Here is a 23,547-nt window from a genome sequence, read left to right on the forward strand (position 1 = left end):
AGAACCCTCTAAAATGATCCAGGAGGCATTATACAAGTGTACTGTTCTTTTCATAAAATCAAAAAAAATAATGCTTTATAAAGAAAGCGAATAAGTTCTCACCTATTCGCTTCTCTTAAACATTAAAAACTTAATCAGTCTTCAGGATATTCAAAACGGTAACCGACCCCATACACCGCCTGAATCCACTCATGACGGTTGCCGGTTTCAGCCGCATCTGAAATCTTACGGCGCAAATTCTTGATATGACTGTCAATGACACGGTCAGCCACATCAAAACTGTCCGGATTAATATGATCCAGCAATTGCGCACGTGAATATACCTGTCCGACATGTTCTAGGAATAACTCCAGCAAACGGAATTCAGTTGGCGTTAAATTCAAGGCTTTTTGCTGGTACCAGATGCGCTGTTGTGATTTGTCCATGCGGAATAAATCATTGCTTTCCGGTTCTGATTTACGGTCCAGACGACGTAACACAGCCTGTACACGCGCGACCAGTTCCTTCGGGCTAAACGGTTTACAGAGATAATCATCTGCACCCATATTCAGACCCAATACCCGGTCAATTTCTTCAGTACGCGCGGTTACCATAATAATCGGTAAATCCGACTGTTCACGGACTTTACGGCAAATGGTCAGGCCATCCATACGTGGTACCATCAAGTCCAGAATCATCAGGCTCGGTTTACGTTGGGTAAAACTGTTATATGCTTCCTGTCCATCATGAAACATACTGACCTCAAAACCAGCAGCTTCCAGATAGTCTCGCACCAACTGTGCAAGTTCGATTTCATCTTCAACCAGCATGACATGTTTCATCAATCTATTCCCTTCATGGTTTCATTTGTTTAGGAAAGCTCAGCTTGCATCGTAAACCACCCAGTGGTGAATGTGCAAAGCTTAAGCTGCCGCCCAGCGCCTGCGTAATTTTACATGATAATGCCAAACCCAGTCCGGTTCCGCCAGTCGCCCGGGTACGAGAATCATCGACACGGTAGAAACGCTCACCAATACGCGCCAGTTGTTCATCATTCAGGCCAAACGGACTATCATCGATATATAAGGTCCATTCTTTATCATCTTGTGTCGTATGAATATGCACCTGCCCGCCTGCTTCAGTATAGCGAATACTGTTACTGAGCAAGTTCGCCACAATCTGTTTAAAACGATCCAGATCCAGATTTAACTCAGTTCCCTCACCGTCTGCATTGACCGTCAATTCAGCCTGCTCAAAATTCGGCTGGAAGTTGATGAGTTCCTGCTGCAACACCTCCCACGGATTCACCGTCGAAAAATAGAATTGTAATTGCTGGGCATCGACCTGTGCCAGCGCGGCAAGATCTTGGGTCAGTTTTTTCAGGCTGTTTACCTGCGCCAGCATAGAAGCAAAATGTTCAGGCGTTGGTTTACGGATTCCGTCCTGCATCGCTTCAATCTGTGCCTGTAAGACTGCTAGTGGCGTTTTTAACTCATGCGAAGTATCTGCCACCCACTGACGGCGTGAGGTTTCATGCTGATCCAGAATCACCGCCAATGCATTTAATTCATTGGATAAATCACCTAATTCATCATTCCGGTTCACTTTAACCTGATATTGATAATTTCCTTGGGTCAAGGCACGTGTGCCATTGAGCAGCCATTGAATCGGCTTTTTGAAATAAGTCGCCAATAACAGGGACGCAATCAGACTCGCCAAAATACTGAGTGCATAAACCAGAAATAAATAACGCTTCTGGTTACTAAAGAAATTGATACTTAAGGCATCATCCTGATCCAGAACCGGTTTTAAGCCCAAATAGCCGACAATATGGTTATTCACCATAATTGGGCGATAAGAAATCTGCTCATCCGAAGCCTCACCGACCACAAAACGACGCTTGGCATCATACAGAGAAAGACGTGAACTGAGACCAAGACGATCCGGCATCTGGATAAACTGTTTCTTGCCGGTCGGCTGCTGTGCTGGCTGTTCCCCATTCTTGCGATCAGCCCTAAACAGATTCTGATTGGAGCTGAGCGGGAATTTCAAGCCTTCAAAGGGCTGAAACTGTGAAGGCAAATTAGATGCCAGCACACGTAATTCTTCTTCATTGACCTGACGTTGTGGCAGCGCCGGATCTACCATACTGGGTGCGACCTGAGCCAGAGTCTGTTCCTGAAAATAACGCTGCTGCAAGGCAATATCATACTGACGGCGTAACCACCAGCGTGACAAACGGTCATAATCATCCGGTGCAGCTTCACCTTCCATCTGGAGGATCTGTGCCTGAATCGCATTGCCCCAGTCCTGATAGACTGCATAGACATCTGCCAGATTTTCAATCACATAATCCAGCTTCTGCATTTCGACATCAGCGACATAACGGGCGAAATTACGCTGCATATTCAGATGCAATACACCCAGACTTACCGTGGTAATGACCAGCGTGGTCAACAGCACGGTCAAAAATAGACGTAATGCAATGGGAATGCGGCGAATGTTCAAAATAGAAATCTCAATTTTTCTTCTATATTCATTATTGTAGCGAACACTGCATCAAAAAACCCTTCATTGTTTCTACATCTTTATTGTTTAATCTTTATCTAACATAGAATCAGCTTCTTGACGGGATAAATACAATGCAAACTATGACAAAAATAGCTTTAATCAGTGCAAGTGTTTTATCAATGGGTGCGTTGACTGCCTGTCAATCCACCAGCAATGTCCCAAACAACGATCATCCCCACATGATGAAACATCATGAAGGCAAAAAACAGCATCTAACTCCCGAACAGCGTGAACAGTTTAAGGCGAAGCGTGCAGAACGCATGCAGTTTGCCAAACAGCTTCAACAAGCTTGTGACAATAAAGCCGTGGGTTCAGCCATTCAAATCAAGACTGGTGACAAGACCATAGACGGCACCTGTAAGATGGTCTTTAAAGCAGATCGTAAAGAGATGAAAAGCCATCGCGATGAACATCGTGGCATGAAAGCTGAACATCATCCAATGCGTGCCGATATGCGTAGAGGCATGATGCACGGTGAAGTCTTGACTGATGCCAAACGTGCAGAATTAACCAAACAGTTTGATCAGCGCCTCGCTCAACATCAGGCACATCAACGAGCCATGCTGCAAGCCTGTCAAGGCAAAAAAGACGGAACAGCTGCACAGATCAAGATGGGCGAACAAACCATCAATGGTAAATGTCATGTTCGTTTCCAGCCCACAGCCTCTGCCTATTAATGCATAGAAATCAAGGCTTCACAACTAGCACCTTCGGGTGCTTTTTTATTGCGTGCTCTTTCATGCATGCAGTTGACTATTCCTTTCCTACAAAATATGACTAAAGTCTTTATACGCAAGACATTTAAGGCACTATTCAGATTAATCTTTGACTTTACAGTCACCAAGAAAACACCCCGAAAAGCTTGTACCGCAGGGGAAGTTGTTGCACGATTAGATCATTCCAAACCGTGTCAGTGAAGACAGGTTTTAGTTCATCTAAGATTATAACGCTGGTTCAACCAGTATTGAGGAAACCGATATGCCACAATACAAAGCGCCTTTACGTGATATGCAATTTGTGTTGCATGAATTATTAAATGCTGAACAACACTATGCAAATCTCCCTGCATTCCAAGAAAACGTAAGCCGTGAGCTGGTAGATCAGTACTTAGAAGCTGCGGCCGACTTCTGTGAAAACGAATTGTCTCCGATCAACCAGACCGGTGACCGTGAAGGCTGTACCTGGAATGACGGCGTTGTTACGACTCCGACTGGCTTTAAAGAAGCGTACCAAAAATACATCGAGCTTGGCTTCCCTTCTCTTTCTGCTGAAGAACAATACGGCGGTCAAGGCTTACCGAACTCTTTAGGTATCGCGATTTCTGAAATGGTGGGTACTGCGAACTGGGCATGGGGCATGTACCCTGGCCTGTCTCACGGTGCGGTTCGTACTTTAGAACATCATGGTTCAGCTGAACAAAAAGACGCTTACCTGCCTAAACTGGTTTCAGGTGAATGGACGGGTACCATGTGCTTAACTGAATCTCATGCGGGTTCTGACTTGGGTATTATCCGTACTAAAGCTGAACCACAAGCGGACGGTAGCTACGCAATCTCTGGCGAGAAGATCTTTATCTCTGCTGGTGAACACGACATGGCAGAGAACATTATCCATATCGTACTTGCTCGTCTGCCAGGTGCACCGAAAGGTACCAAAGGTATCTCATTATTCATCGTGCCAAAATTCAACCTGAATGCTGACGGTTCTATTGGCGAGCGTAACGGCGTACGTTGTGGTTCGATCGAACACAAGATGGGTATCCATGGTAACGCGACTTGTGTCATCAACTTTGACAATGCTAAAGGCTTCCTGATTGGACCTGAAAACCGCGGCTTGAACTGCATGTTCACGTTCATGAACACAGCACGTATCGGTACAGCAGTTCAAGGTCTTGCAGCATCTGAAGGTTCATTCCAAGGCGCGCTTGCATACGCAAAAGATCGTCTGGCAATGCGCTCTCTTTCTGGTCCTAAAGCACCTGAAAAAGAAGCAGATCCAATCATTGTGCATCCTGCGGTACGTAACATGCTTTTAACTCAAAAAGCATATGCAGAAGGTGGTCGTGCACTGGTTTACCTGTTAGCACAATATGCTGACGTGGTTGAACATGCTGCAGAAGAAGCAGACCGTAAATTTGCAGACAACATCCTGTCATTGCTAACACCAATCGCAAAAGCATTCCTGACTGAAACCGGTTCTGAAGCTGCGAAACACGGTGTTCAGGTATTCGGTGGTCATGGCTTTATTTCTGAGCACGGTATGGAGCAGATCGTACGTGATACACGTATTGCTTGCCTGTACGAAGGTACCACTGAAATTCAGGCACTAGACTTGTTAGGCCGTAAAGTATTGGGTACGCAAGGTGCAATGTTGAAAGACTTCACCAAGATCATCCATAAATTTGCTGAAGCGCACAAAGACAATGCTGCAATGAAAGAATTCGTTGAACCATTGGCTGCCTTGAACAAAGAATGGGGCGATCTGACCATGCAGATTGGTATGCGCGCGATGCAAAACCCTGAAGAAGTGGGTGCGGCTGCAGTCGATTACCTCTACTTCTCTGGTTATGTCACTCTAGCTTACCTATGGGCACGTATGGCATTGGTTGCTCAGGAGCAACTGGCTGCGGGCACCACTGATGTTGATTTCTACAATGCCAAAGTGACGACAGCACGCTTCTACTTCAAGAAAATCCTGCCACGCGTTCGTTCACACGTTGAAGTGATTGCGACAGGTGTAGAGCCATTGATGAACCTGGATGCGGAACACTTTGCATTCTAAGTTAGTCTCAGACTAGCTACATTTCAGAAAAAGGACGGTCAATCAACAGGCAGTCCTTTTTCTTTATAAAGAGTTACAGAATTAACCTTTAGTCGTCTAACATTCAGATTTTGAGTGTTTTAGACTGATTAAAACTCATTTAATCAAACAATAAACAGGTGACACACCATGCCAATTTATAACGCGCCACTTGCCGATATGAAATTCATCCTGAACGATGTCTTCAATGCAGAACAATTCTGGCAGGCCAATGAAAATCTAGCGCATCTGGATGCTGCGACAGCAGAAGCGATTCTTGAAGAAATGGCAAAATTTTCTCAAAACGTCATGCTTCCTCTGAACCGTACCGGCGATGAAGAAGGCGCAAAAATTGAAAATGGTAATGTGACCACACCTGCTGGCTTTAAAGAAGCGTTCAAACAATATGCAGAAGGTGGCTGGATTGGTCTGGGCGCAGATATGGAATGGGGCGGCCAGGAAATGCCGAAAATGCTAACGGTACTTTCTGATGAAATGCTGTTTGCCACCAACCCGTCTTTCATGCTGTATCCATTGCTTTCTGTTGGTGCGGGCATGGCGCTGAACAGCTATGCTTCACAAGCACAAAAAGAAACCTATTTACCTAAAATTTATTCGGGTGAGTGGTCAGGCACCATGTGCTTAACCGAACCACATGCCGGTACTGATCTGGGTATTATCAAAACCAAAGCTGAACGTAACGAAGACGGCACTTATAGCATCAGCGGCACCAAGATTTTCATCACTGGCGGTGACCATGACCTGGCGGAAAACATCATTCATTTAGTTCTGGCAAAAACCCCAGATGCGCCTGCCGGCTCTCGTGGTATTTCCCTCTTCATCGTACCGAAATTCCTGGTGAATGAAGATGGTTCTATTGGCGAACGTAACCCGGTCGGCCCAGGTTCAATCGAACACAAGATGGGAATCAAGGCATCAGCAACCTGTGTAATGAACTTTGACGGTGCGAAAGGTTACCTCGTTGGTAAAGAAAATGAAGGTCTCGCTGCAATGTTCGTGATGATGAACTATGAACGTCTGTCGATGGGTATCCAAGGCCTAGGCGCTTCTGAATTCGCTTATCAAAACGCTGCGCAATATGCGACAGACCGTTTACAGGGTCGCAGCGCGGCTGGCGTTCAATCACCAAACAAACCTGCGGACAGTATTCTAGTGCATGGTGATGTACGCCGTATGCTGCTGAATGTACGTGCCAATAATGAAGCTTCGCGTGCCTTTGCAGTTTATGTAGGTCAGCAACTGGATATCACCAAATTCTCTACTGATCCTGAAGCGGTGAAAAAAGCCAATGACCGCGTTGCGCTATTAACACCAATCGCGAAAGCGTATTTAACGGATACCGCATTCCAGGCGACCCTAGATGCACAAATGGTCTTCGGTGGTCATGGCTATATCCGTGAATGGGGCTTGGAGCAATGTATCCGTGACCTACGTATTTCCCAGATCTATGAAGGCACCAACGGTGTACAGTCACAAGACTTGATCGGCCGCAAAACCATTAAATGTGGCGGCGAATATATCTCTGAATATATCTCTGAAATCCGTGACTTTGCCAATAGTCTGGATGCGGATCTAAACTTTATTAAAGATGCCACACTGGATGCAGCAACTGAAGTTGAATCGGTGACTCAGTACATTCTGGAAGCAGCACGAGAAAGCCATGACTTCCCGAATGCAACCGCAGTTGACTATCTGCACGCTGTAGGTCTGTTGAGCTTCTCTTATATGTTCGCGCGCATTACCAATGCAGCGAAAAATAAAGACGGTGAGTTCTATCAAAATAAAATCGCTCTGGCACGTTACTTTGTACAACGCATTCTGCCTGAATTGGCATTACGCATTACTAAAGTGAAATCAGGTTCTGACGTCATCATGAACTTCTCTGAAGATTATTTCACGACTCAAGCTTAAGCTAAAAATCTGCAATAAAAACGCCTGCATCAGCAGGCGTTTTTTATGAAAATGCAACAATTAAACTTTTTGAATTAGCAAGGTATCCGTCTGATTATTGCTTTTCGGATTCGAATGTTTATTCACAATTTTGATATTCCCCTCTGACTCTAAAGACTCGCAGAGCTCCACCACCTTTTGCATATCTTCAGCCTTAATGCCTACGCCGAGGATTAATTTTTTTCCGGCTTCTAATTGGCTAATTTTTGTTTGAATTTTATCTAACACTTTTTTCTCCTATTTATTCAATGTTACCACCCATACAATATAGCAATTTAGTCTAAAAAAAGCGCAAAAGTTCAAATAATTTAATCTTTATTTTTCATTCAATCATTCTGTGCATGATCTTTGCACGTTATTCTGCAACTATCTTTATTTCACATGAAAAATCAGGAGGATAATATGTCTAAATCACGTCCGAAAATTGAAAAATTTGAAGCTCTCCTCGACCGTCTTGGCAATCTTGCTGTAGAAAGCTTTCATTATATTGCGCTGTTTATTATTGGCTGTATGGTGATCTGGTCCGCTGGCCATACCGTCATTGACATTCTGACCGTGAAACAGTTCGCCACCATTGACGACATTCTTCTGTTGTTTATTTATCTGGAACTTGGTGCCATGGTCGGCATCTATTTCAAAACCAACCATATGCCAGTACGTTTCCTGATTTATATTGCCATTACTGCACTGACCCGTTTGCTGATTGCAGATATTCAACACACGCATAAAGCCAGCATGGATCTGGTGATTATTACCGGTTCGATTCTGATTCTGGCCTTTGCGATATTAGTGGTGCGCTATGCCTCATGGACTTATCCATCCGTGATTCGTGACAAACATAGTGAAAAGCCATTACCGCTTGGCAAAACACCGCGTCCAGAAGATGATGAATTGGCATAGTCTTTTAAGCCCTCTTTTTTGCACTTCAGCTTAAAGTAATACTTAAGCCTCGTTTAGGGTTTTGGGAGATTTATCTCAAGCAATCTCTCCCTTGCGTAGGTGCTACTCATCTCCTCACAGGAGAGGGAACTATTTTGGTCTTTTTGAGTTATTGACGTTTATAACTGAATTATCCGTTCAGAGTTTAGAGCAGTTTAACGATTCGGCACCAGCACATAGCGTCCGTTTTCATAAATCCAGTAGCTGCCACGCGGTGGTGCTGGTAACCCTAAACGCTGCCAATCGGTAATTACCGTATATCTCGAACTTTCAATCCGGGCAACATTCGGATCACCATTGACCCAGCTATAACTATTCGAATTTTGATAAATAGTGGTCGGTGCCTGATACTGAATGTTTAATCCACTTTGACTCTGTGCAGGTGGATAGCCCCAATATGGTGGTCGTTGCGGGTAATGTGGTCTTGGTGGCAGCGGACGTTGCGGATAATACTGCCGTGGTGGATCATAAGATCGTGGAGCGCTGCGATAATTCGGTGTGGATCGATCTACACCACCATAACCCACCCAAGCATTGCCAGCCATACTTTGTGCGGAAGCTCCTAATAGCAATGCAGCCAATATTGCACTCGATAGTACGATTCTCATTTGAGCTTCCTCCGAATAATCTGCTTATATTTTAAACAAAATAGATGCAGAAAATATGGATAAGCTCGCTGGAGCTGCAATTTTTTGTAATGCGCTCGCCTATTTTCAATCTGACAGGCACGTCGGCAAACTACTGCTTTATGCTAAAATTACTTTTTTTAATGTTTCGAGTTGAATACTGTGTCTGATTTAAATTTCGATCGTTTACATGAATATTTTTCTAAAGTGCCGAGTGTTCAGAAAGAACGGATTGATAGCTATGGTTCAGATGGCAAACAGGCATGGTGGTTTAAGTTTCAGATCAATGTCGATCATCCGCTGGCTTGGCAAACTGTGCAAGAGCTGGGACATGTCCTGAATTATATTTCTAAAAATGAACGTCTTCCGACGCAGTTCCTGCCAGTATCTCCACCACCGTATATGAATGGTATCGCCAGAGATTTCTTGTGCTGGGTGATTCAGTGTAATCATGCCGATTTCCCGCCCGATGTCGTATGTGACTGGCTAGAAGCGCGTCTACCAAATCCAGTCGATGATGAAGCGCAATGGAAAATTAAAACAGATATTTCTGAGCTGGATCAATTAACGGATAAAGAGCTGGATCAGCTGGTTCCGCCGAATCCAGAATCAAAAAGCTGATAATAAAAAATCTCCCTAACTCCCTCTTTTTCAAAGAGGGACTTTCCTCCCTTTTTAAAAAGGGAGGTCAGGAGGGATTTAAAATTAAAACGTCGACCAGCCGCTCCATTCCATAAAACGATACAGCCAATATTTAAAGAACGAGTTTTCTGCATATTGAGTGTAATCTACGCTCATCGAACGGCCATTTAGATTTGACCATGCACCCTCAAAATATTGCTGGGCATCCCGGAAGACTTCGGCCTGAGGCTGACCCACCACGCGCATATTAGTTTCCAGATTATAGTTTTTCAAATTGCGTACCGTAAAATTGGCCGAACCTAAAATCATTTCAGCTTGCTGAGCATTGCGCTTCATTAGGATCTTGCTATGACATTGCTCACCCTGAGTATGACACCAACGTACATTTATACCCGCTTCGTGCAATTCTGAAGCCACCTGCCGATTTGGAATTCCATTCTTTTCACGGCCAAAGGCATCTTTATTTGGGTCGAGTAAAATCCGGACTTTGACACCACGTTCATGGGCCGCTATCAGACTTTTGATAATTTTTCGCTCAGACAGATAAAACATTGCCAGATCAATCTGTTCACTGGCTTTCGCGGTCTGAATCAGATTCAGAATCGCATCATAAATGGCTTTTTCAGTCAGCACCTGAGCTTGTGGCTGGCTACTGTCTGCCTGAAAATCCCCAGCGACAATGGCTGGCATATTCGCTTGTGACATCATGCCCACAGACAGTTCTGTTTTCAAAATATCCACAGCTGTGCTCCCCCAGACCAATAAACCAATATTGGAATGCCGTGAACTGCCATCATGCGGGTTCATGGACGTGACCAGTGCTTTCCAGCCTTGATCAGTATCCACCACCATGGTTTTGCGATGATTGGCTTTAAAGTTAAATAAATCAAAATAACTGCGCAGAGTAATTTTTTCTGGGCCAAATGGGTTTGGCAACCAGCCTGTTTCCGGATTATTGCCAATGCCCTGGCAACAGATATACCAGAAGCCGGACCAGCTTGGATTGGAAGCGCGCAACGGCGTCAGATTGGTTTCAATCACATCAATACCGTGCTGACGTAATTTCCGATACTGCTCAGATCTAATCCCGCCATAAACTGAATTAATCGGATCGGTAATAAACTTGATTTCCACCTCAGGCTGCAGCAGGCGCTTACTGATTAAAGCATCACTCAGCTGTTGACTCAGTGCCTGATGCTGCTGCGTAGATGCACCGGTTTGCTGATTAAATAAAAACATGTCCAGCACAATCAGTGATTTGGCCTCTTCAATCATTTTCAGCATTTCATTAAAAATGCGATGATCTAAATGCTGTTTTCCTTCTGCATCCAGATAAGTCTGATCGGCCAGAAATTTGACTTCGGCATGACGCAGTTTGCCTGTGTAATTCAGACCTTCCGGCAAAGGCTTATACGTGTGGTAGATCGCCGAAGCCAGATAACCCACGGCCAGCATACTAATGATCAAAGCCACATAACGGCGATTCGACCAGTTTAATTTATTGTGAATTCGTTGAAAGATACGCATAAGAAAAAACCTAACCCAATATACTCAGGCTAGGTTTTATCTTATGATTTTTCAAGTAGATTTCGGTGAGATCTAGATGATTTGGTCGATTATTTCAGTAGACCTGTTAGAAATCATACTGCACGCCAACAGTAAAGTTGCGACCCACCTGCGGAATATTCGACAGGAAGGAAGTATGTGAATACACCTGATCATCAAGCAGGTTATTGGCCTTGAAATAAACCCGATAAGCATTGTTATCTGCAAGGCTATTGGCATAGCTTAAGCCAACATTCACCATATTGTAGCCCTGGGTTTCATCTTCATAGCTGGCGATCTTGTCCTGATTAAAGACATGATAATATTCAGCCAGACCTGACCAACCATCGGCAAAGTCTGCTTCAACTTTTGTTCCTAAACGACCTGCAGGTACACGTGGTGCATTCTCAGCTTCAATCTTGCCACGCACATAGTCCCCAAAGACGCTGAGCTTATACATATCATTGATCTGATAACCGGCTTGTGCTTCTGTACCATAGAATCTGGCTTTGTCTTGGGTATATTGCACGCCCCGTAAATTACCTTTCTGCGCTACCGTTTCGCCATAGATATAATCATCAAACCAGTTGTGATAGACATGCAAGTGATAGTCGAGTTTATCGCCTTCATAATGCAGACCTAACTCAAGATTATTTGAAGTTTCTTTATCGAGATCAGGATTACCGAGTTCATAGGTATTGGTCGCAAAATGCAAACCATCAGCATACAGCTCTTGCGCTAGAGGCAAACGCTGTTGATGTGATCCGACTACAGACAGTTTGTAACTCGGTGCAAACTCCCAATTCGCAGCCGCAGATGCGGAAAGACCCGTACCGGAATAATCTTTCTGTTCCGAGTCTACTGTTACTTTTTGATGATCGACACGTGCTCCAAGTTCCACATGTACATCACCGATCTGTTTATGTTCCAAAGCAAATAAGCTGTATTTCTGGGTTTTGGTGTCTGCCATCAGCACATCATGATTATGACTCGCATGCTCACCATGATCATGCTCATGTCCTTCATGATCGTGCTCTGCATGACCATGTGCTTCTGGAGCGGATAAATTAATTTTTTGCTGTGAAAGCTGGGTTCCAATCACCCCCTCCCAACCTGCGACAGGAACATGCACCAGTTCTAAACGTGCATCATAGCCCTTGCTTTTAAAGTTACTGATGACTGCATTTTCTTCCAGTTCATCATGTTCATAATCGGTAAAGCTGGCATGCGCACGTAACTTTTCAAAACCGGCAAAAGGCTGTTCAAGTTCGGTACGGACATCATAACGCTCAGACTTTAAATCTACCCAAGGACCCGCGGTTTCTTCATGATCGTGCTCATCTTCACCCGGTTTTGGACAGTGAAAATGATCGCCATGAATTTCACAGCCATGATATTCATGGCTGTGTCCTGGCAGACCATATTGGTCTTGGCGGTTACTATAAGATAAGCCGACAAAACCACGGTCATGAATCCATGATCCACCAATATTCACCGTTTGCCCTTCGGCAAAGGTATTGTCTACACGGCGCTGTTTATGAAAATGTGAGTGATCTCCATGAGACTCTTCAACGACATAATCTGGTGCAATATAATCATTGGCCTTACGTTTTGAGCCTTCTACACGCAAAGCAAAATTTTCACCAATTCCAGCCGTAATTCCTGCACTGGCCAGTTTCTCATCACTGCCCGTGTTATAGCGCAGACCGACTGTACCTTCCAGACCATCTTCAGGCATTTGCGTTGGAATTTTCTGATCGGTGACATTGACCAGACCACCCACTGTTCCTGCTGCATAGAGCAACGTCGATGGCCCACGAATCACTTCGACCTGTTTTGCCAAAATCGGATCGACGGTGACGGTGTGATCTGGAGATAACGTGGAAACATCGGCTGTCTCTGAAGCATGCTGCAAGACTTTGACACGTGGCCCATCTTGCCCACGAATCACCGGACGGCTGGCCCCCGTACCAAACTGGTTAGAATATACGCCCAGTTCATCTGCCAATGCATCTCCAATGGTGGTGGCGCGTTCAGACAGTGCTTTCTGATCCACGACATGATCTGCAACCGCAAAATCTGCCGCAGTCTGCACCAATGGATGAGCTTGCACCTGAATCGTGTCCAGGGTCTGTACCGGGATAGAAGATGAGGATTGCTCTGCAAATACTGTAGGCGCAACTACAGCAAAAATTGACAATGTTATTAGATTCTTAGGGAAGGACATGACCGAAGCTCAAATTCAGTAATCTGGGTGAATGTTATAATATAACATTTCATTATTTTTGCAATCCTTTACGATAATGAGCTGAATATTTTATTAGAATGTCTTTCTAATATTTTTTATTACATTAAAAACACTATTTTTATGCCCTTTACCTTATCGCATGCTGTGCTTGCTCCACCTATTTCATATTTGACTGGGAATAGACTCCCTGTTGCTGCACTGGCCATTGGCAGCATGGTTCCAGATCTTTATCGTCTGTTTACTCATACTAATTCTAATATTACCCATTTATGGTCTTCGCTGATTCATCCAGATCTCTGGATCGGTCTGGCTTTTTGTGCCGTCTGGTACCTAATTTACCGGCCCGTGATTTACCGTTTCATCGGTATTCAGCATGATTTAAAGATTCACAATATCCTTTCAGCACTAAAATTCATCCTGGTAATGTGTCTGGCACTGATCGTCGGTACAGCCACCCATTTAATCTGGGATGGACTGACTCACGTCGATTTTCGAACTTTTGCCTTTCATGACGTCTTAGCCCAACACTTCCAGCTCTTTGGAAAAAGTTATCCGCTGCACCGGATTTTACAGATTGGTACCTCAGTGATTGTCTTGCCTCTTATCTTGTGGATGAGCCTGCATTACTATAAAACTCACCAGCAATATCTTGCAGTTAGTGTGAAAATCAAAGCATTTTCCTGGGGCTTATTGCTGTTTTCTATATTTACCGGCCTATTTTCTGTCTGGGATTATGCGCGCTATATTTCTACGGAAGTCTGGCAATCAGATCTCTACTATTTTACTGGCCGCTCGATCAATGAATTTAGCCAAGGCTTTCTGATCACCTTCAGTCTGGGCTGTTTATTGTTTTTATTTTTAGACAGAGATCGCAAGATGGGTTAGACAAAGCACTGGCTTTGCGCCTATTCACTTTAAAATGATATTGTTTTTGACCCAAGTTCTTGTGACAACATGCCCAAAGAGGCATAATCCTACCTCTACTCAAAGCGGTACGCTGTTTACGTATTCGCTGACCTTAACCCATATAGTTGGATTTCTAACGCTATGATGCGAACTCATTACTGCGGTTCTTTAACCGAAACTCAAATTGACCAGACTGTAACATTATGCGGTTGGGTTCACCGTCGCCGTGACCATGGTGGTGTGATTTTCCTTGATATGCGTGACCGTGACGGTCTTGTTCAAGTGGTTATTGACCCGGATACCCCTGAAGCATTCGCAACTGCGGACAAAGTACGTTCAGAATTCGTATTAAAAATTACAGGCCGTGTACGTCGCCGTTATGAAGGCACAGAAAATGCCAATATGGTGAGCGGTCAGATCGAAGTCTTGGGTAAAGAAATTGAAGTTCTTGCTCAGTCAGACACTCCGCCATTCCCTTTGAATGACGAAAACACCAATATTTCTGAAGAAATTCGTTTGAAATACCGTTTCTTGGACATCCGTCGTCCAGAAATGCTAGATCGTTTACGTTTCCGTTCTAAATTAACCAACCTGATTCGTAACTACTTCGAAGACAATGGCTTCCTAGACGTTGAAACTCCGATCTTAACTCGTGCAACGCCTGAAGGTGCGCGTGACTATTTAGTGCCAAGCCGCGTATCTAACGGTAGCTTCTACGCACTTCCACAATCGCCACAGCTATTCAAACAGTTGTTGATGGTGGGCGGTATTGATCGTTACTACCAAATCGCGAAATGTTTCCGTGATGAAGACTTGCGTGCGGACCGTCAGCCTGAATTCACCCAGATCGACGTTGAAACATCGTTCATGAGTGACGATGACATCATGGATTTAATGGAAACTTTAACCGTTAAGATGTTCAAAGAACTTCTAAATGTTGAGTTTGATAAATTCCCACGCATGACCTACAACGATGCAATGCGTGACTATGCATCTGACAAACCGGATATGCGTATTCCTTTGAAACTGGTTGACGTTGCAGACTTAATGCAAGACGTTGAGTTCAAAGTATTCGCAGGCCCTGCAAAAGATCCTAAAGGTCGTATCGTTGCGCTTCGCGTACCGGGTGCTGGTTCACTTCCACGTAGCGCGATTGATGAATACACCAAATTTGTAGGCATCTACGGTGCACGCGGTTTGGCTTACATCAAAGTCAACGAACTTGAAAAAGGTATCGAAGGTCTTCAATCTCCAATCGTGAAATTCATCGAGCCAATCGTGCTTGATCTATTGAAACGTGTTGGCGCTGAAAATGGCGACATCGTATTCTTCGGTGCAGACAAAGCCAAAGTTGTAAACGATGCCATGGGCGCGCTTCGTGTGAAGATCGGTCATGACATGAAACTTGCAACTTGCGAGTGGGCGCCACTTTGGGTGGTTGATTTCCCAATGTTCGAAGAAACTGATGATGGTAAATGGACATCTGTGCATCACCCATTCACGCTTCCAAAATCTAGCGTAGAAGAAGTGAAGAACAACCCAGGCGCTGCGCTTTCTGTGGCTTACGATATGGTATTGAACGGTACTGAAATCGGTGGTGGTTCACTGCGTATCCATAACCTTGAAATGCAAAAAGCGATCTTTGAAGCGCTTGGCATTGGTGAAGAAGAAGCAGAAGAGAAATTCAGCTTCTTGTTAAATGCATTACGTTACGGTGCTCCTCCGCATGGTGGTTTGGCATTTGGTCTTGACCGTCTTGTGATGCTCATGACTGGCGGTTCTTCAATTCGTGACGTGATCGCGTTCCCGAAAACCAAGACTGCTGAATGTCCATTGACTCAAGCGCCAGCACCAGTTGAATCAAACCAACTGCGTGACCTTGGTATTCGCTTACGTGAAAAACCAAAAGCTGAATCTCAAGAATAATTTCTTGACGTTTTAAGTGAAAAAGCCCTGCCTCGTGCAGGGCTTTTTTTGTAAGATTGAGTCGTATCTGGAACAGTGGCATAATAGCCACAGTTTTTAATCTAAGGTAATTAGCAATGGCTATGCGTCCTGCAGTTCGTAATCGCAGCATTATGCTTATTGTATTTTCAGTGGTTCAATGGCTGTTCATGCGCTATATCCTTGCCAACAACCTGTTCAACCTCGATACCAATGACCGTATTGTGTATTTCTGCCTGAGCAGTATTTTAGGTGCCCTGCTGATTTTTGTAGGTTTGATTTATATGGTGCTGAAAGGCAATCCGGACAAAGACCTATAATCTGACCATCTGGACACCATGTACACCCTACTTAAAAATTTCTCCAAGCTTCCATTAAGATTCATTCAAAATCTTGCGCAACTGGCTGGATCGCTTTTGTATCTCAGCCATTCTTCTGCACGCCGAGTGACCGAGATTAATCTGGCCTCTGCTTATCCTGAACTTTCTGAATCTGAACGGGCTGACTTGACTAAACGCAGCCTGAAAAGTCAGTGCATGACGTATGCGGAATCAGTCAAGATTTGGGGATCATCTTCTGAATATGCACTGTCTTTAATTCGAGATGTGCAGGGTGAAGATATTTTCCTGCAAGCTCTGCAAAATCCTCATGGCTGTTTGGCGGTGGTGCCTCATTTTGGTACTTGGGAGCTATTGAATGTCTGGGTCAATCAACACACTTCTCCTGTGATTATGTATAAGCCCAGCAAGAATCAAGATGTTGACCGCTTTATGCTTGAAGCTCGGCAACGCCTGAATGCAACACTGGTCCCTACAGATGATTCTGGGGTACGTGCTGTGTTTAAGCATTTAAAACAGGGTGGTTTTTCTGCAATTTTGCCGGATCATGTTCCTAAAGAATCTGGTGGAATCTATTCTTATTTTTATGGTCAAAATGCGCTGTCCTCTACGCTTCTTTCCAAACTGGCAGCCAAAACACAATGTTCAGTCGTAGGTTTAAGCTGTCTCAGACGTGATGATTTATCCGGTTATGATATTGTTGTGACCCAACTTTCTGACGATATTTCGTCGAAAGACCTACAGCTTTCTGTCGATACCTTAAATAAAGAAATGGAGCGCATGATTAATGTCGCTCCAGAACAGTATTTGTGGGGGTATAAACGGTTTAGGAAAGTAAAAAATTAGTTTAAATATTTTTTTATAAATATTTTTTCAACATCTTTATGACGATCATACTGATGAATGATATTTGATATACTTCCATCAAAATCTAAAACTTGATGATGTTCATTTAGTATTATTTCGTTTCTTGGAACTAAACCTATTGTTGAAATAATTGATTTGAGCGGTTCACAACAAATTACATTTTTAAAACTTTTTGAATAAAGTAATTTATTGTGTATCCCTTGATCATAATTAGATCGAACCATTTTATAATATGGAAGAGACATAAACTCAGTAATCATCGCTTCTAAATAACACATAACTGAAGCATGATCTCCTAAAGTTACACCAGCACAGCAAATTTTTTTAGACCCAATGCTTTGAAGATATTTTTTTCCATATACGTCTGAAATCCATTTTATATGAAAATCATCCTGTGCAATCGAAACACGCTCATCTTCCATTCCTAAATATAATCCATTTAGATTGCTTTCAAATGGATTTTTTTGAACTACTACATCCCTAGTATCTGTCAGCATAATATCTTGATTATTACTTTTTAATAAAAGGTACTCATAGTAATCAAAAAATCTAGAAACATGAGGCAAACCGAGAAAATAAATAAAATCTTTTTTAAGACGTGGTTCCAATGAAACAACTATACTACTAAGAATCTTTATTAATTTTTTAACATTTTTACTCATTTTTTTTGTAGAACTCAATATACCAATTTTACTCAAATTAAACTCAAGTTCAAATTCATACGCTTTTTTTGAGTAATATGTACAATAATCTTTATATTGATCATCATTAATAAAGAGTACAACTTTACCTTTATATTTTGCATGAAAAAGGCTTTCTAAAAAAATCTCAACTTTATCGGGAGTATAGCCGGTAGCAGCACCTAAGATAATTGATGATTTCAAATCTTTCATATATATCACTTACTAGTATAAACGCAATAACATTTTAAATTTATCTAAAAAATTTAGCTTAGTTGTTTCATCAAACATTTTAAATAAACTAAACCACTGATTTTTTCCTAAATAATTTAATTTTATATTTTCTTTACTTTCCAGAAATGCCATCATAAAGACACCTTGATCATCATCTACCATTCCATCAAGTAGTATTTTCTTTTGACAATGGAGTACTATTTCAGAAAATTGAAGCCATTTCTTTTTCGAACTTACGATTGCACCACCAATAATAAAAACTTCATTTTTCAACATTGATTTAATTACTAAATCCTTACTAATATCAAAATTTTTATTAATAGTAAAAAAATTAATCTTATCTTCTAAAAATGGATATCTCCATTTCCTAATTCCATTCAATGTCTCTTTATTTCTACAATACCCAAAATCTACCCATGCTACTAAATTAGTTTTTACAAGATTTTCTTTTATGGCTTTTTTCACAAAATATGTTTTTAAATTAGTTACCAATACATACTCTGGTGACCAATACTCAGGGTTTTTTAACTGAGATTGATCAACAGTATTCTTAAATTTACTACTATTCTGTATAACTCTAATTTGATCTTTACACTTTGAAAATTTATCATCAATATTCATTTCAATAATAATAGTATTCTTATTTCCTCTTATTTTTTTTATTTTTTCAGAAAATTCTGAGGAAGTAAAAATGATCATATCATTTTCTAATTTTGCTAAATTAGAAAAGTAGTCTATATATTTTTCACAAGAACGTTGTAAATAGCCAGGATGACCTTGTTCTTTACTCCAATTTCCTCGCCCTATATCAAAGAATGCACTAACAATTGTAATCTCTGCTTTATCTATCATGTAACTTTGCCTTCAATATAGGAAAATATTTAAAAAATAGTACAATTCATCTTAAATTAGTAAAATTTTATATTACTTGCAAATAGAGCATGTTTAATTTGACTAAAAATACGTGTAATTTCCTTTAACACCTTTGCCCAACCTTTCTTCTTATATTTCTTCATTCTTGCTTTACGTTCATCAATTAAATTACTCGACAGAACAGTTTTTTTCTCTGGATATAACATCATTTCCTGTATACAACTGGCAGGTGACATTTGATAAATATCACAGTGCTTAGCATGAATAAAATCTCTAAACATCATTTCATCTAAAGGACTCAAAGATGATTGTTTAATATAATTTAGATAAGCCATAGCACCCTTAAGTGATAATATATAACCCGCTGTTCCTAAATTTTTTCCAGTTAAACGAGCAATCTGACGGTTTGTATCGTTGATTCTGTAGACTTCTTTAGCTAATAAAACCTTTTCAGAAAATGCTTCCGTTTTGATAATATGCCACTCTTCTTGAATCCACGAAGATGAATTAAAGATTTCAAATGCTCTTTCACCTAAAAAGATATCATCTTCAAATATTGCAACATATGGAAGCTGCTCATCGACCATTTTGTTCCAAACTGATACATGACTCATAAAGCAAGCCAACTCCCCACCTGTTAAGTATTCATCCTCAACATTTAATTGCATTTTCTCTGCAAGTGGCTTTGCTAAATCAGGGGTCAGAGCATCAAAAAATTCAAAACCAATATTCTGTTTACCAAATTCTTTTTCAATATGTTCACGGCGTGCTTTTGCCGTCTTCAGGCTAATTACAATATTTTTCATAGAATTTACTTACTTTGAACTAATCAAGTGCTTGATCGCATAATAACGATCACACCACATGCGCTTTTGTTTTTTAAATCCATAGGAGCGGCTTCTATTTTCAAGTGCTTTGCGAGAAATCCCCTGAGTAGCAACCGTTCCCAAAATATCACTATCGACCCCTGCTGGCTTCACTAGTGGTGGCCAAATCCCTAAACCTTTGCCATTTTGACTTAACCAAGACTGGAAGAAGATATCAACCGGCATATTTATAGTTTTGCCTGCCTCAACAAAAGCCTGTGCTCCCTGCCGCGACCAGATTAATCCTAAGCCACGAATTGGGAAATAAAAAGCATGCCATAGACTTATATCCCCTATTTGCGTAATATCTTTTGCAAGTTTTTTCTTTTTTGCAGCAATATTAATAAGATACCAGTTTAAATCTTGATGTTGGTGCAAATATTCAATGATGCTGTCAATTTTAATCTTAAAGTCACTATTAATTTTAAGGTCATCTTCCAGAACCACTAAATAATCTGCATCAGTGGCTAAAAATTTTTCAGCACATCCATAATGACTTAAATAACAACCTAACTCGGAATTCATTAAACTACGACCTAATACCTTATTAGTTTGATAGTCATTATAATTTATGAATTCAGAGAGTGCTTTACCCCGACCATCATAAGCAGCAAAACGTTCAAACCTCCAGCCCACACTATTAAGCTGCTGAGTTGCTGCAGCTAGACGCTCATCACTTCCGTCTAAATTAATTAAATAAGTTACAACTTTCATGATTAACTCTTAATGCTGAATAGATAGAGGTAAATAGTTTTTAAATTTAGCAATTAAAGCAAAAGATACCTTTTCTGCTTCTTTTGGATCAAATTGATCTAAACTCTGAATACAACCGAATTTAACAGCTGGATTATTCAGGTCTGATAAAAATGTAGATACTGAAGCTTCATTTTTTAAGTAAGCAATATTTATATCATTACACAAGATTGTTTTTTCTTCTCGAATTTTTAAATGGTTATTCAGCCCTACTGGTAAAAATTGAAAAGCACTTCTAAAACGATACCTAATCTGTTCAGCTAATGTTGTAGGGTATTTTTGAAAATAATTTTGTAGTACATCACGATCCAATATATGGGGACGATGATGAATTTCATAATATTTATTAAATCCACATAATTCAGCACTAAGCATTTGAGCAATTGTATATTTAGGCTGTAAAGGTTTACCAAAATATTTATTAAGACCTTTACGTAGATTAAATTTTGCTTTAATTAAGGAGTTATTTTCCCAATGTCCATAGACTTTTATCTGGTCACCAACTAAAAAATCATCTAATTCAGATGAGACATTAAAAAAGAAATCATCATTCAAATAAATAAAATACTTTGATAACCCTGGAATATTCCAAAGCATGGTTTCAATACTTAAAGAATTAAATGTAGGCAAGTATTGCTCATGACCAGCAAATATTGTTCTATGATCAATTATTTTTATCTGCTCAGGAGCACATAATCCCTGTTCGAAAAAATCATGAATATGTGCAGGCTGCTGTTCATCCGTAATAATATAAATTGTTCCAAAATAGGGAACATATTTAAGAATTGAAGCAATTGAAAAATAGATTTCATCATTACTAGCAAATCGAGTTTCTTCTGCTGAACCTTTTACGATATTAGTAGATTGAAACTGTTGCCTTTTAAGTCGATGCTTTACATCATTGCCATCGACCCATGCAATAACAAAATCTATTTTTTCCATAATACTTCTAATCAACAATTAGCTTGAATAAACCCTATAACTTACTGCCACGCATCCTTAATCCACTGCGATGGCAACACATAACGATACCATTTACCACCCCCACCATTGACTGCATCAGGTGGATTAATCTCCCCATGAAACACAATGATTTTGGCCCCTTCAGGCTTCACAGGTGGCTTAAAGTAAGCCATCGGGATTTTTTGCAGGCAATGATATTTATAGCTCTTGCACCAGCTTTCTGGCCAGTATGTCTGTTTACCTTCACGGTCTACGTACCAAGACAAATAGGCTTGCTCATTACGGAATTTTTTACGGATTTCATCAAAGTTTTCACGGAAATAAGGTAACAGACCTGGGAAAGCACCCAGTTTAAACCGGTAAACCGAACTGTTACCGGTAATACGCCACGGCCGTTTCCAGTCATGGATAATCAGAAAGTCGCCCGGATAGGTAAAGAACTCATCGATATTATCGACAATCACTACATCAAGATCGAGAAATAATGCATTGCCTTCCAAACCATACAGATCAGGCTCAAAAGTAGATAGCTTGTTCCAGCCACGCTCAGGCGCACCTTCAGGCAATGCCAAAGGTGGAATAGGGAAACATTGTACTGCAGGATCAATGCCTTCAGTACGATCCGTCAGACAGACCATTTTAAAGTCGACTGTCGTATGTCGTTTAACCATATTGTATAAACGATTGACGTATTCCGAACCGTATTTGGTTCCCCATTTCATACAAATAACGATGTTACTCATTGCGTATGCCTAAGCTCATCTTAAAATCTTCTTGATGCTGAATATGATGACATAAGTTCAGCAGAATAAGTACATCCGTTAAAAAAAACCTCTCAAATGAGAGGTTTTTTCAATCAGTAAATTCTGAATTACTTCACATACGTTAACCAGTGTGCATATTTCGGGTCTTTGCCCTGAACCGCATCAAAGTATGCTTTCTGGATTTGAGTGGTAATTGGACCACGTACACCTTCACCAATTTGACGGTCATCATATTCACGGATTGGTGTTACTTCTGCAGCAGTACCGGTAAAGAATGCTTCATCTGCGATGTAGAACTCATCACGGGTAATACGGCGTTCAATTACGTCATAACCCAGGTCTTTAGCAATGGTAATAATGGTTTGGCGAGTAATACCATCCAACGCACCACCTGCGATATCAGGCGTATGAATCACGCCATCACGCACCAGGAATACGTTTTCGCCTGAACCTTGGCATACATAGCCTTGTGGGTCGAGCAGCATTGCTTCATCATAACCTGAATGCGCCACTTCCTGATGCGCAAGAATCGACAAGGTGTAGTTACCTGATGCTTTAGCCTTACACATGGTCACGTTCGGATGATGGTGGGTAAATGAAGACGTTTTTACGCGAATTCCCTTCGCCATCGCCTCTTCACCGAGGTAAGCACCCCAGCTCCATGCCGCAACTACGGCATGAATGGTATTGTCAGTTGCAGCGATACCGAGTTTTTCAGAACCAATAAAAATAATTGGACGTAAATAGCAAGACGCTAATTTGTTTTCACGAACAACATCAATTTGAGCCTGTTCTAATGCTGCTTGATCAAATGGAACTTTCATTTGATAAATTTTTGCAGAATTCAACAAGCGCTTCGTATGTTCTTTTAGACGAAAAATAGCCGTTCCATTCGGGGTTTCATAAGCACGGACACCTTCGAACACGCCCATGCTGTAATGCAAAGTATGTGTTAATACGTGAGTTTTTGCCTCACGCCAGTCAACTAGTTGTCCATCTTGCCAAATGAAACCATCACGATCAGCCAAATTCATGCCAC

At 41.5% G+C, this 23,547-nt stretch carries 22 protein-coding genes; 9 read left to right on the plus strand and 13 right to left on the minus strand.

Features of this window, described 5'->3' with window-relative positions; translation table 11 throughout:
- Positions 1-134: 134 nt before the first annotated feature.
- Both FTV42_RS11120 and baeS read right to left on the minus strand, forming a co-directional pair.
- Positions 135-821: a response regulator gene (locus FTV42_RS11120; RefSeq protein ID WP_004278304.1), complete on the minus strand. Its 687-nt coding sequence runs from the start codon at positions 819-821 to the stop codon at positions 135-137.
- A 13-nt stretch (positions 822-834) separates the two neighbouring features.
- On the minus strand, positions 835-2,487 hold the full coding sequence (baeS, locus tag FTV42_RS11125; RefSeq protein ID WP_180038783.1) for a sensor histidine kinase efflux regulator BaeS: 1,653 nt from the start codon (positions 2,485-2,487) through the stop codon (positions 835-837).
- Between the two features lie 134 nt (positions 2,488-2,621).
- On the opposite strand from baeS, the gene FTV42_RS11130 reads away from it, so the two are divergent.
- The 3 genes from FTV42_RS11130 to FTV42_RS11140 all read left to right on the plus strand — a co-directional run bounded on the left by FTV42_RS11130 (position 2,622) and on the right by FTV42_RS11140 (position 7,281).
- Positions 2,622-3,227, plus strand: a complete 606-nt coding sequence (locus tag FTV42_RS11130) for a hypothetical protein (protein WP_180038784.1) — start codon at positions 2,622-2,624, stop codon at positions 3,225-3,227.
- A gap of 301 nt (positions 3,228-3,528) precedes the next feature.
- The gene (locus FTV42_RS11135; RefSeq protein ID WP_180038785.1) at positions 3,529-5,331 is read left to right on the plus strand and encodes an acyl-CoA dehydrogenase C-terminal domain-containing protein; all 1,803 of its coding nucleotides are present in this window, start codon (positions 3,529-3,531) and stop codon (positions 5,329-5,331) included.
- A gap of 168 nt (positions 5,332-5,499) precedes the next feature.
- Positions 5,500-7,281, plus strand: coding sequence for an acyl-CoA dehydrogenase C-terminal domain-containing protein (locus tag FTV42_RS11140; protein WP_180038786.1), 1,782 nt, complete (start codon positions 5,500-5,502; stop codon positions 7,279-7,281).
- Between the two features lie 60 nt (positions 7,282-7,341).
- Here FTV42_RS11140 and FTV42_RS11145 read toward each other — a convergent pair whose 3' ends face one another.
- A complete protein-coding gene (locus FTV42_RS11145) occupies positions 7,342-7,548 on the minus strand; it encodes a hypothetical protein (RefSeq protein ID WP_005261855.1) in 207 nt (68 codons plus the stop codon).
- A gap of 174 nt (positions 7,549-7,722) precedes the next feature.
- Between FTV42_RS11145 and FTV42_RS11150 the strand changes: the two genes are divergently transcribed.
- Positions 7,723-8,220 carry a phosphate-starvation-inducible protein PsiE gene (locus tag FTV42_RS11150; protein ID WP_004647497.1) on the plus strand — a complete coding sequence of 166 codons (498 nt, stop codon included), beginning with the start codon at positions 7,723-7,725 and terminating at the stop codon, positions 8,218-8,220.
- 194 nt (positions 8,221-8,414) lie between these two features.
- On the opposite strand, the gene FTV42_RS11155 is transcribed toward FTV42_RS11150, so the two are convergent.
- Positions 8,415-8,867 (minus strand): RcnB family protein, encoded by a 453-nt coding sequence (locus tag FTV42_RS11155; RefSeq protein ID WP_180038787.1) that lies wholly within the window; start codon positions 8,865-8,867, stop codon positions 8,415-8,417.
- Positions 8,868-9,047: 180 nt separating this feature from the next.
- Here FTV42_RS11155 and FTV42_RS11160 point away from each other — a divergent pair, with 180 nt between their 5' ends.
- The gene (locus tag FTV42_RS11160; RefSeq protein WP_044112823.1) at positions 9,048-9,506 is read left to right on the plus strand and encodes a hypothetical protein; all 459 of its coding nucleotides are present in this window, start codon (positions 9,048-9,050) and stop codon (positions 9,504-9,506) included.
- Between the two features lie 84 nt (positions 9,507-9,590).
- Here FTV42_RS11160 and FTV42_RS11165 read toward each other — a convergent pair whose 3' ends face one another.
- Both FTV42_RS11165 and znuD read right to left on the minus strand, forming a co-directional pair.
- The gene (locus tag FTV42_RS11165; protein WP_180038788.1) at positions 9,591-11,054 is read right to left on the minus strand and encodes a phospholipase D-like domain-containing protein; all 1,464 of its coding nucleotides are present in this window, start codon (positions 11,052-11,054) and stop codon (positions 9,591-9,593) included.
- Positions 11,055-11,160: 106 nt separating this feature from the next.
- The gene (gene znuD / locus FTV42_RS11170; RefSeq protein WP_180038789.1) at positions 11,161-13,299 is read right to left on the minus strand and encodes a zinc piracy TonB-dependent receptor ZnuD; all 2,139 of its coding nucleotides are present in this window, start codon (positions 13,297-13,299) and stop codon (positions 11,161-11,163) included.
- Between the two features lie 141 nt (positions 13,300-13,440).
- Between znuD and FTV42_RS11175 the strand changes: the two genes are divergently transcribed.
- The 4 genes from FTV42_RS11175 (at position 13,441) to FTV42_RS11190 (ending at position 17,354) form a co-directional block, all read left to right on the plus strand.
- A complete protein-coding gene (locus FTV42_RS11175; protein ID WP_180038790.1) occupies positions 13,441-14,205 on the plus strand; it encodes a DUF4184 family protein in 765 nt (254 codons plus the stop codon).
- A 162-nt stretch (positions 14,206-14,367) separates the two neighbouring features.
- Positions 14,368-16,152 (plus strand): aspartate--tRNA ligase, encoded by a 1,785-nt coding sequence (gene aspS, locus FTV42_RS11180; RefSeq protein WP_180038791.1) that lies wholly within the window; start codon positions 14,368-14,370, stop codon positions 16,150-16,152.
- Between the two features lie 116 nt (positions 16,153-16,268).
- The gene (locus FTV42_RS11185) at positions 16,269-16,490 is read left to right on the plus strand and encodes a hypothetical protein (protein ID WP_004278319.1); all 222 of its coding nucleotides are present in this window, start codon (positions 16,269-16,271) and stop codon (positions 16,488-16,490) included.
- A gap of 18 nt (positions 16,491-16,508) precedes the next feature.
- On the plus strand, positions 16,509-17,354 hold the full coding sequence (locus FTV42_RS11190) for a lysophospholipid acyltransferase family protein (RefSeq protein WP_180038792.1): 846 nt from the start codon (positions 16,509-16,511) through the stop codon (positions 17,352-17,354).
- Here FTV42_RS11190 and FTV42_RS11195 read toward each other — a convergent pair.
- From FTV42_RS11195 to FTV42_RS11225, 7 genes are all read right to left on the minus strand, one after another.
- Positions 17,351-18,268, minus strand: a complete 918-nt coding sequence (locus FTV42_RS11195) for a hypothetical protein (RefSeq protein ID WP_180038793.1) — start codon at positions 18,266-18,268, stop codon at positions 17,351-17,353. The two genes, FTV42_RS11190 and FTV42_RS11195, sit on opposite strands and share 4 nt — an antisense overlap.
- A gap of 12 nt (positions 18,269-18,280) precedes the next feature.
- A complete protein-coding gene (yibB, locus tag FTV42_RS11200) occupies positions 18,281-19,141 on the minus strand; it encodes a protein YibB (RefSeq protein ID WP_180038794.1) in 861 nt (286 codons plus the stop codon).
- Between the two features lie 56 nt (positions 19,142-19,197).
- Positions 19,198-19,968, minus strand: coding sequence for a glycosyltransferase family 25 protein (locus FTV42_RS11205; RefSeq protein ID WP_180038795.1), 771 nt, complete (start codon positions 19,966-19,968; stop codon positions 19,198-19,200).
- A gap of 9 nt (positions 19,969-19,977) precedes the next feature.
- Entirely contained in the window at positions 19,978-20,742 is a 765-nt protein-coding gene (locus FTV42_RS11210; protein WP_180038796.1) for a glycosyltransferase family 25 protein, read from the minus strand.
- A gap of 9 nt (positions 20,743-20,751) precedes the next feature.
- A complete protein-coding gene (locus FTV42_RS11215) occupies positions 20,752-21,723 on the minus strand; it encodes a Stealth CR1 domain-containing protein (protein ID WP_180038797.1) in 972 nt (323 codons plus the stop codon).
- 41 nt (positions 21,724-21,764) lie between these two features.
- Positions 21,765-22,487, minus strand: a complete 723-nt coding sequence (locus FTV42_RS11220) for a hypothetical protein (RefSeq protein ID WP_004647484.1) — start codon at positions 22,485-22,487, stop codon at positions 21,765-21,767.
- 128 nt (positions 22,488-22,615) lie between these two features.
- Positions 22,616-23,542: a branched-chain amino acid transaminase gene (locus tag FTV42_RS11225; protein ID WP_004278329.1), complete on the minus strand. Its 927-nt coding sequence runs from the start codon at positions 23,540-23,542 to the stop codon at positions 22,616-22,618.
- Positions 23,543-23,547 lie beyond the last annotated feature (5 nt).

The sequence above is a fragment of the Acinetobacter sp. YH16052 genome (genome assembly GCF_013417155.1).
In the GTDB taxonomy this organism is placed as follows: domain Bacteria; phylum Pseudomonadota; class Gammaproteobacteria; order Pseudomonadales; family Moraxellaceae; genus Acinetobacter.

Bases quoted from the DNA above. Each gene is read 5' to 3' on its own strand.
- FTV42_RS11120 (WP_004278304.1), bottom strand. From the start codon at position 821: ATGAAACATGTCATGCTGGTTGAAGATGAAATCGAACTTGCACAGTTG.
- FTV42_RS11130 (WP_180038784.1), top strand. From the start codon at position 2,622: ATGCAAACTATGACAAAAATAGCTTTAATCAGTGCAAGTGTTTTATCA.
- FTV42_RS11135 (WP_180038785.1), top strand. From the start codon at position 3,529: ATGCCACAATACAAAGCGCCTTTACGTGATATGCAATTTGTGTTGCAT.
- FTV42_RS11140 (WP_180038786.1), top strand. From the start codon at position 5,500: ATGCCAATTTATAACGCGCCACTTGCCGATATGAAATTCATCCTGAAC.
- FTV42_RS11150 (WP_004647497.1), top strand. From the start codon at position 7,723: ATGTCTAAATCACGTCCGAAAATTGAAAAATTTGAAGCTCTCCTCGAC.
- FTV42_RS11155 (WP_180038787.1), bottom strand. From the start codon at position 8,867: ATGAGAATCGTACTATCGAGTGCAATATTGGCTGCATTGCTATTAGGA.
- FTV42_RS11165 (WP_180038788.1), bottom strand. From the start codon at position 11,054: ATGCGTATCTTTCAACGAATTCACAATAAATTAAACTGGTCGAATCGC.
- znuD (WP_180038789.1), bottom strand. From the start codon at position 13,299: ATGTCCTTCCCTAAGAATCTAATAACATTGTCAATTTTTGCTGTAGTT.
- FTV42_RS11175 (WP_180038790.1), top strand. From the start codon at position 13,441: ATGCCCTTTACCTTATCGCATGCTGTGCTTGCTCCACCTATTTCATAT.
- aspS (WP_180038791.1), top strand. From the start codon at position 14,368: ATGATGCGAACTCATTACTGCGGTTCTTTAACCGAAACTCAAATTGAC.
- FTV42_RS11185 (WP_004278319.1), top strand. From the start codon at position 16,269: ATGGCTATGCGTCCTGCAGTTCGTAATCGCAGCATTATGCTTATTGTA.
- FTV42_RS11190 (WP_180038792.1), top strand. From the start codon at position 16,509: ATGTACACCCTACTTAAAAATTTCTCCAAGCTTCCATTAAGATTCATT.
- FTV42_RS11195 (WP_180038793.1), bottom strand. From the start codon at position 18,268: ATGAAAGATTTGAAATCATCAATTATCTTAGGTGCTGCTACCGGCTAT.
- yibB (WP_180038794.1), bottom strand. From the start codon at position 19,141: ATGATAGATAAAGCAGAGATTACAATTGTTAGTGCATTCTTTGATATA.
- FTV42_RS11205 (WP_180038795.1), bottom strand. From the start codon at position 19,968: ATGAAAAATATTGTAATTAGCCTGAAGACGGCAAAAGCACGCCGTGAA.
- FTV42_RS11210 (WP_180038796.1), bottom strand. From the start codon at position 20,742: ATGAAAGTTGTAACTTATTTAATTAATTTAGACGGAAGTGATGAGCGT.
- FTV42_RS11215 (WP_180038797.1), bottom strand. From the start codon at position 21,723: ATGGAAAAAATAGATTTTGTTATTGCATGGGTCGATGGCAATGATGTA.
- FTV42_RS11220 (WP_004647484.1), bottom strand. From the start codon at position 22,487: ATGAGTAACATCGTTATTTGTATGAAATGGGGAACCAAATACGGTTCG.
- FTV42_RS11225 (WP_004278329.1), bottom strand. From the start codon at position 23,542: ATGAATTTGGCTGATCGTGATGGTTTCATTTGGCAAGATGGACAACTA.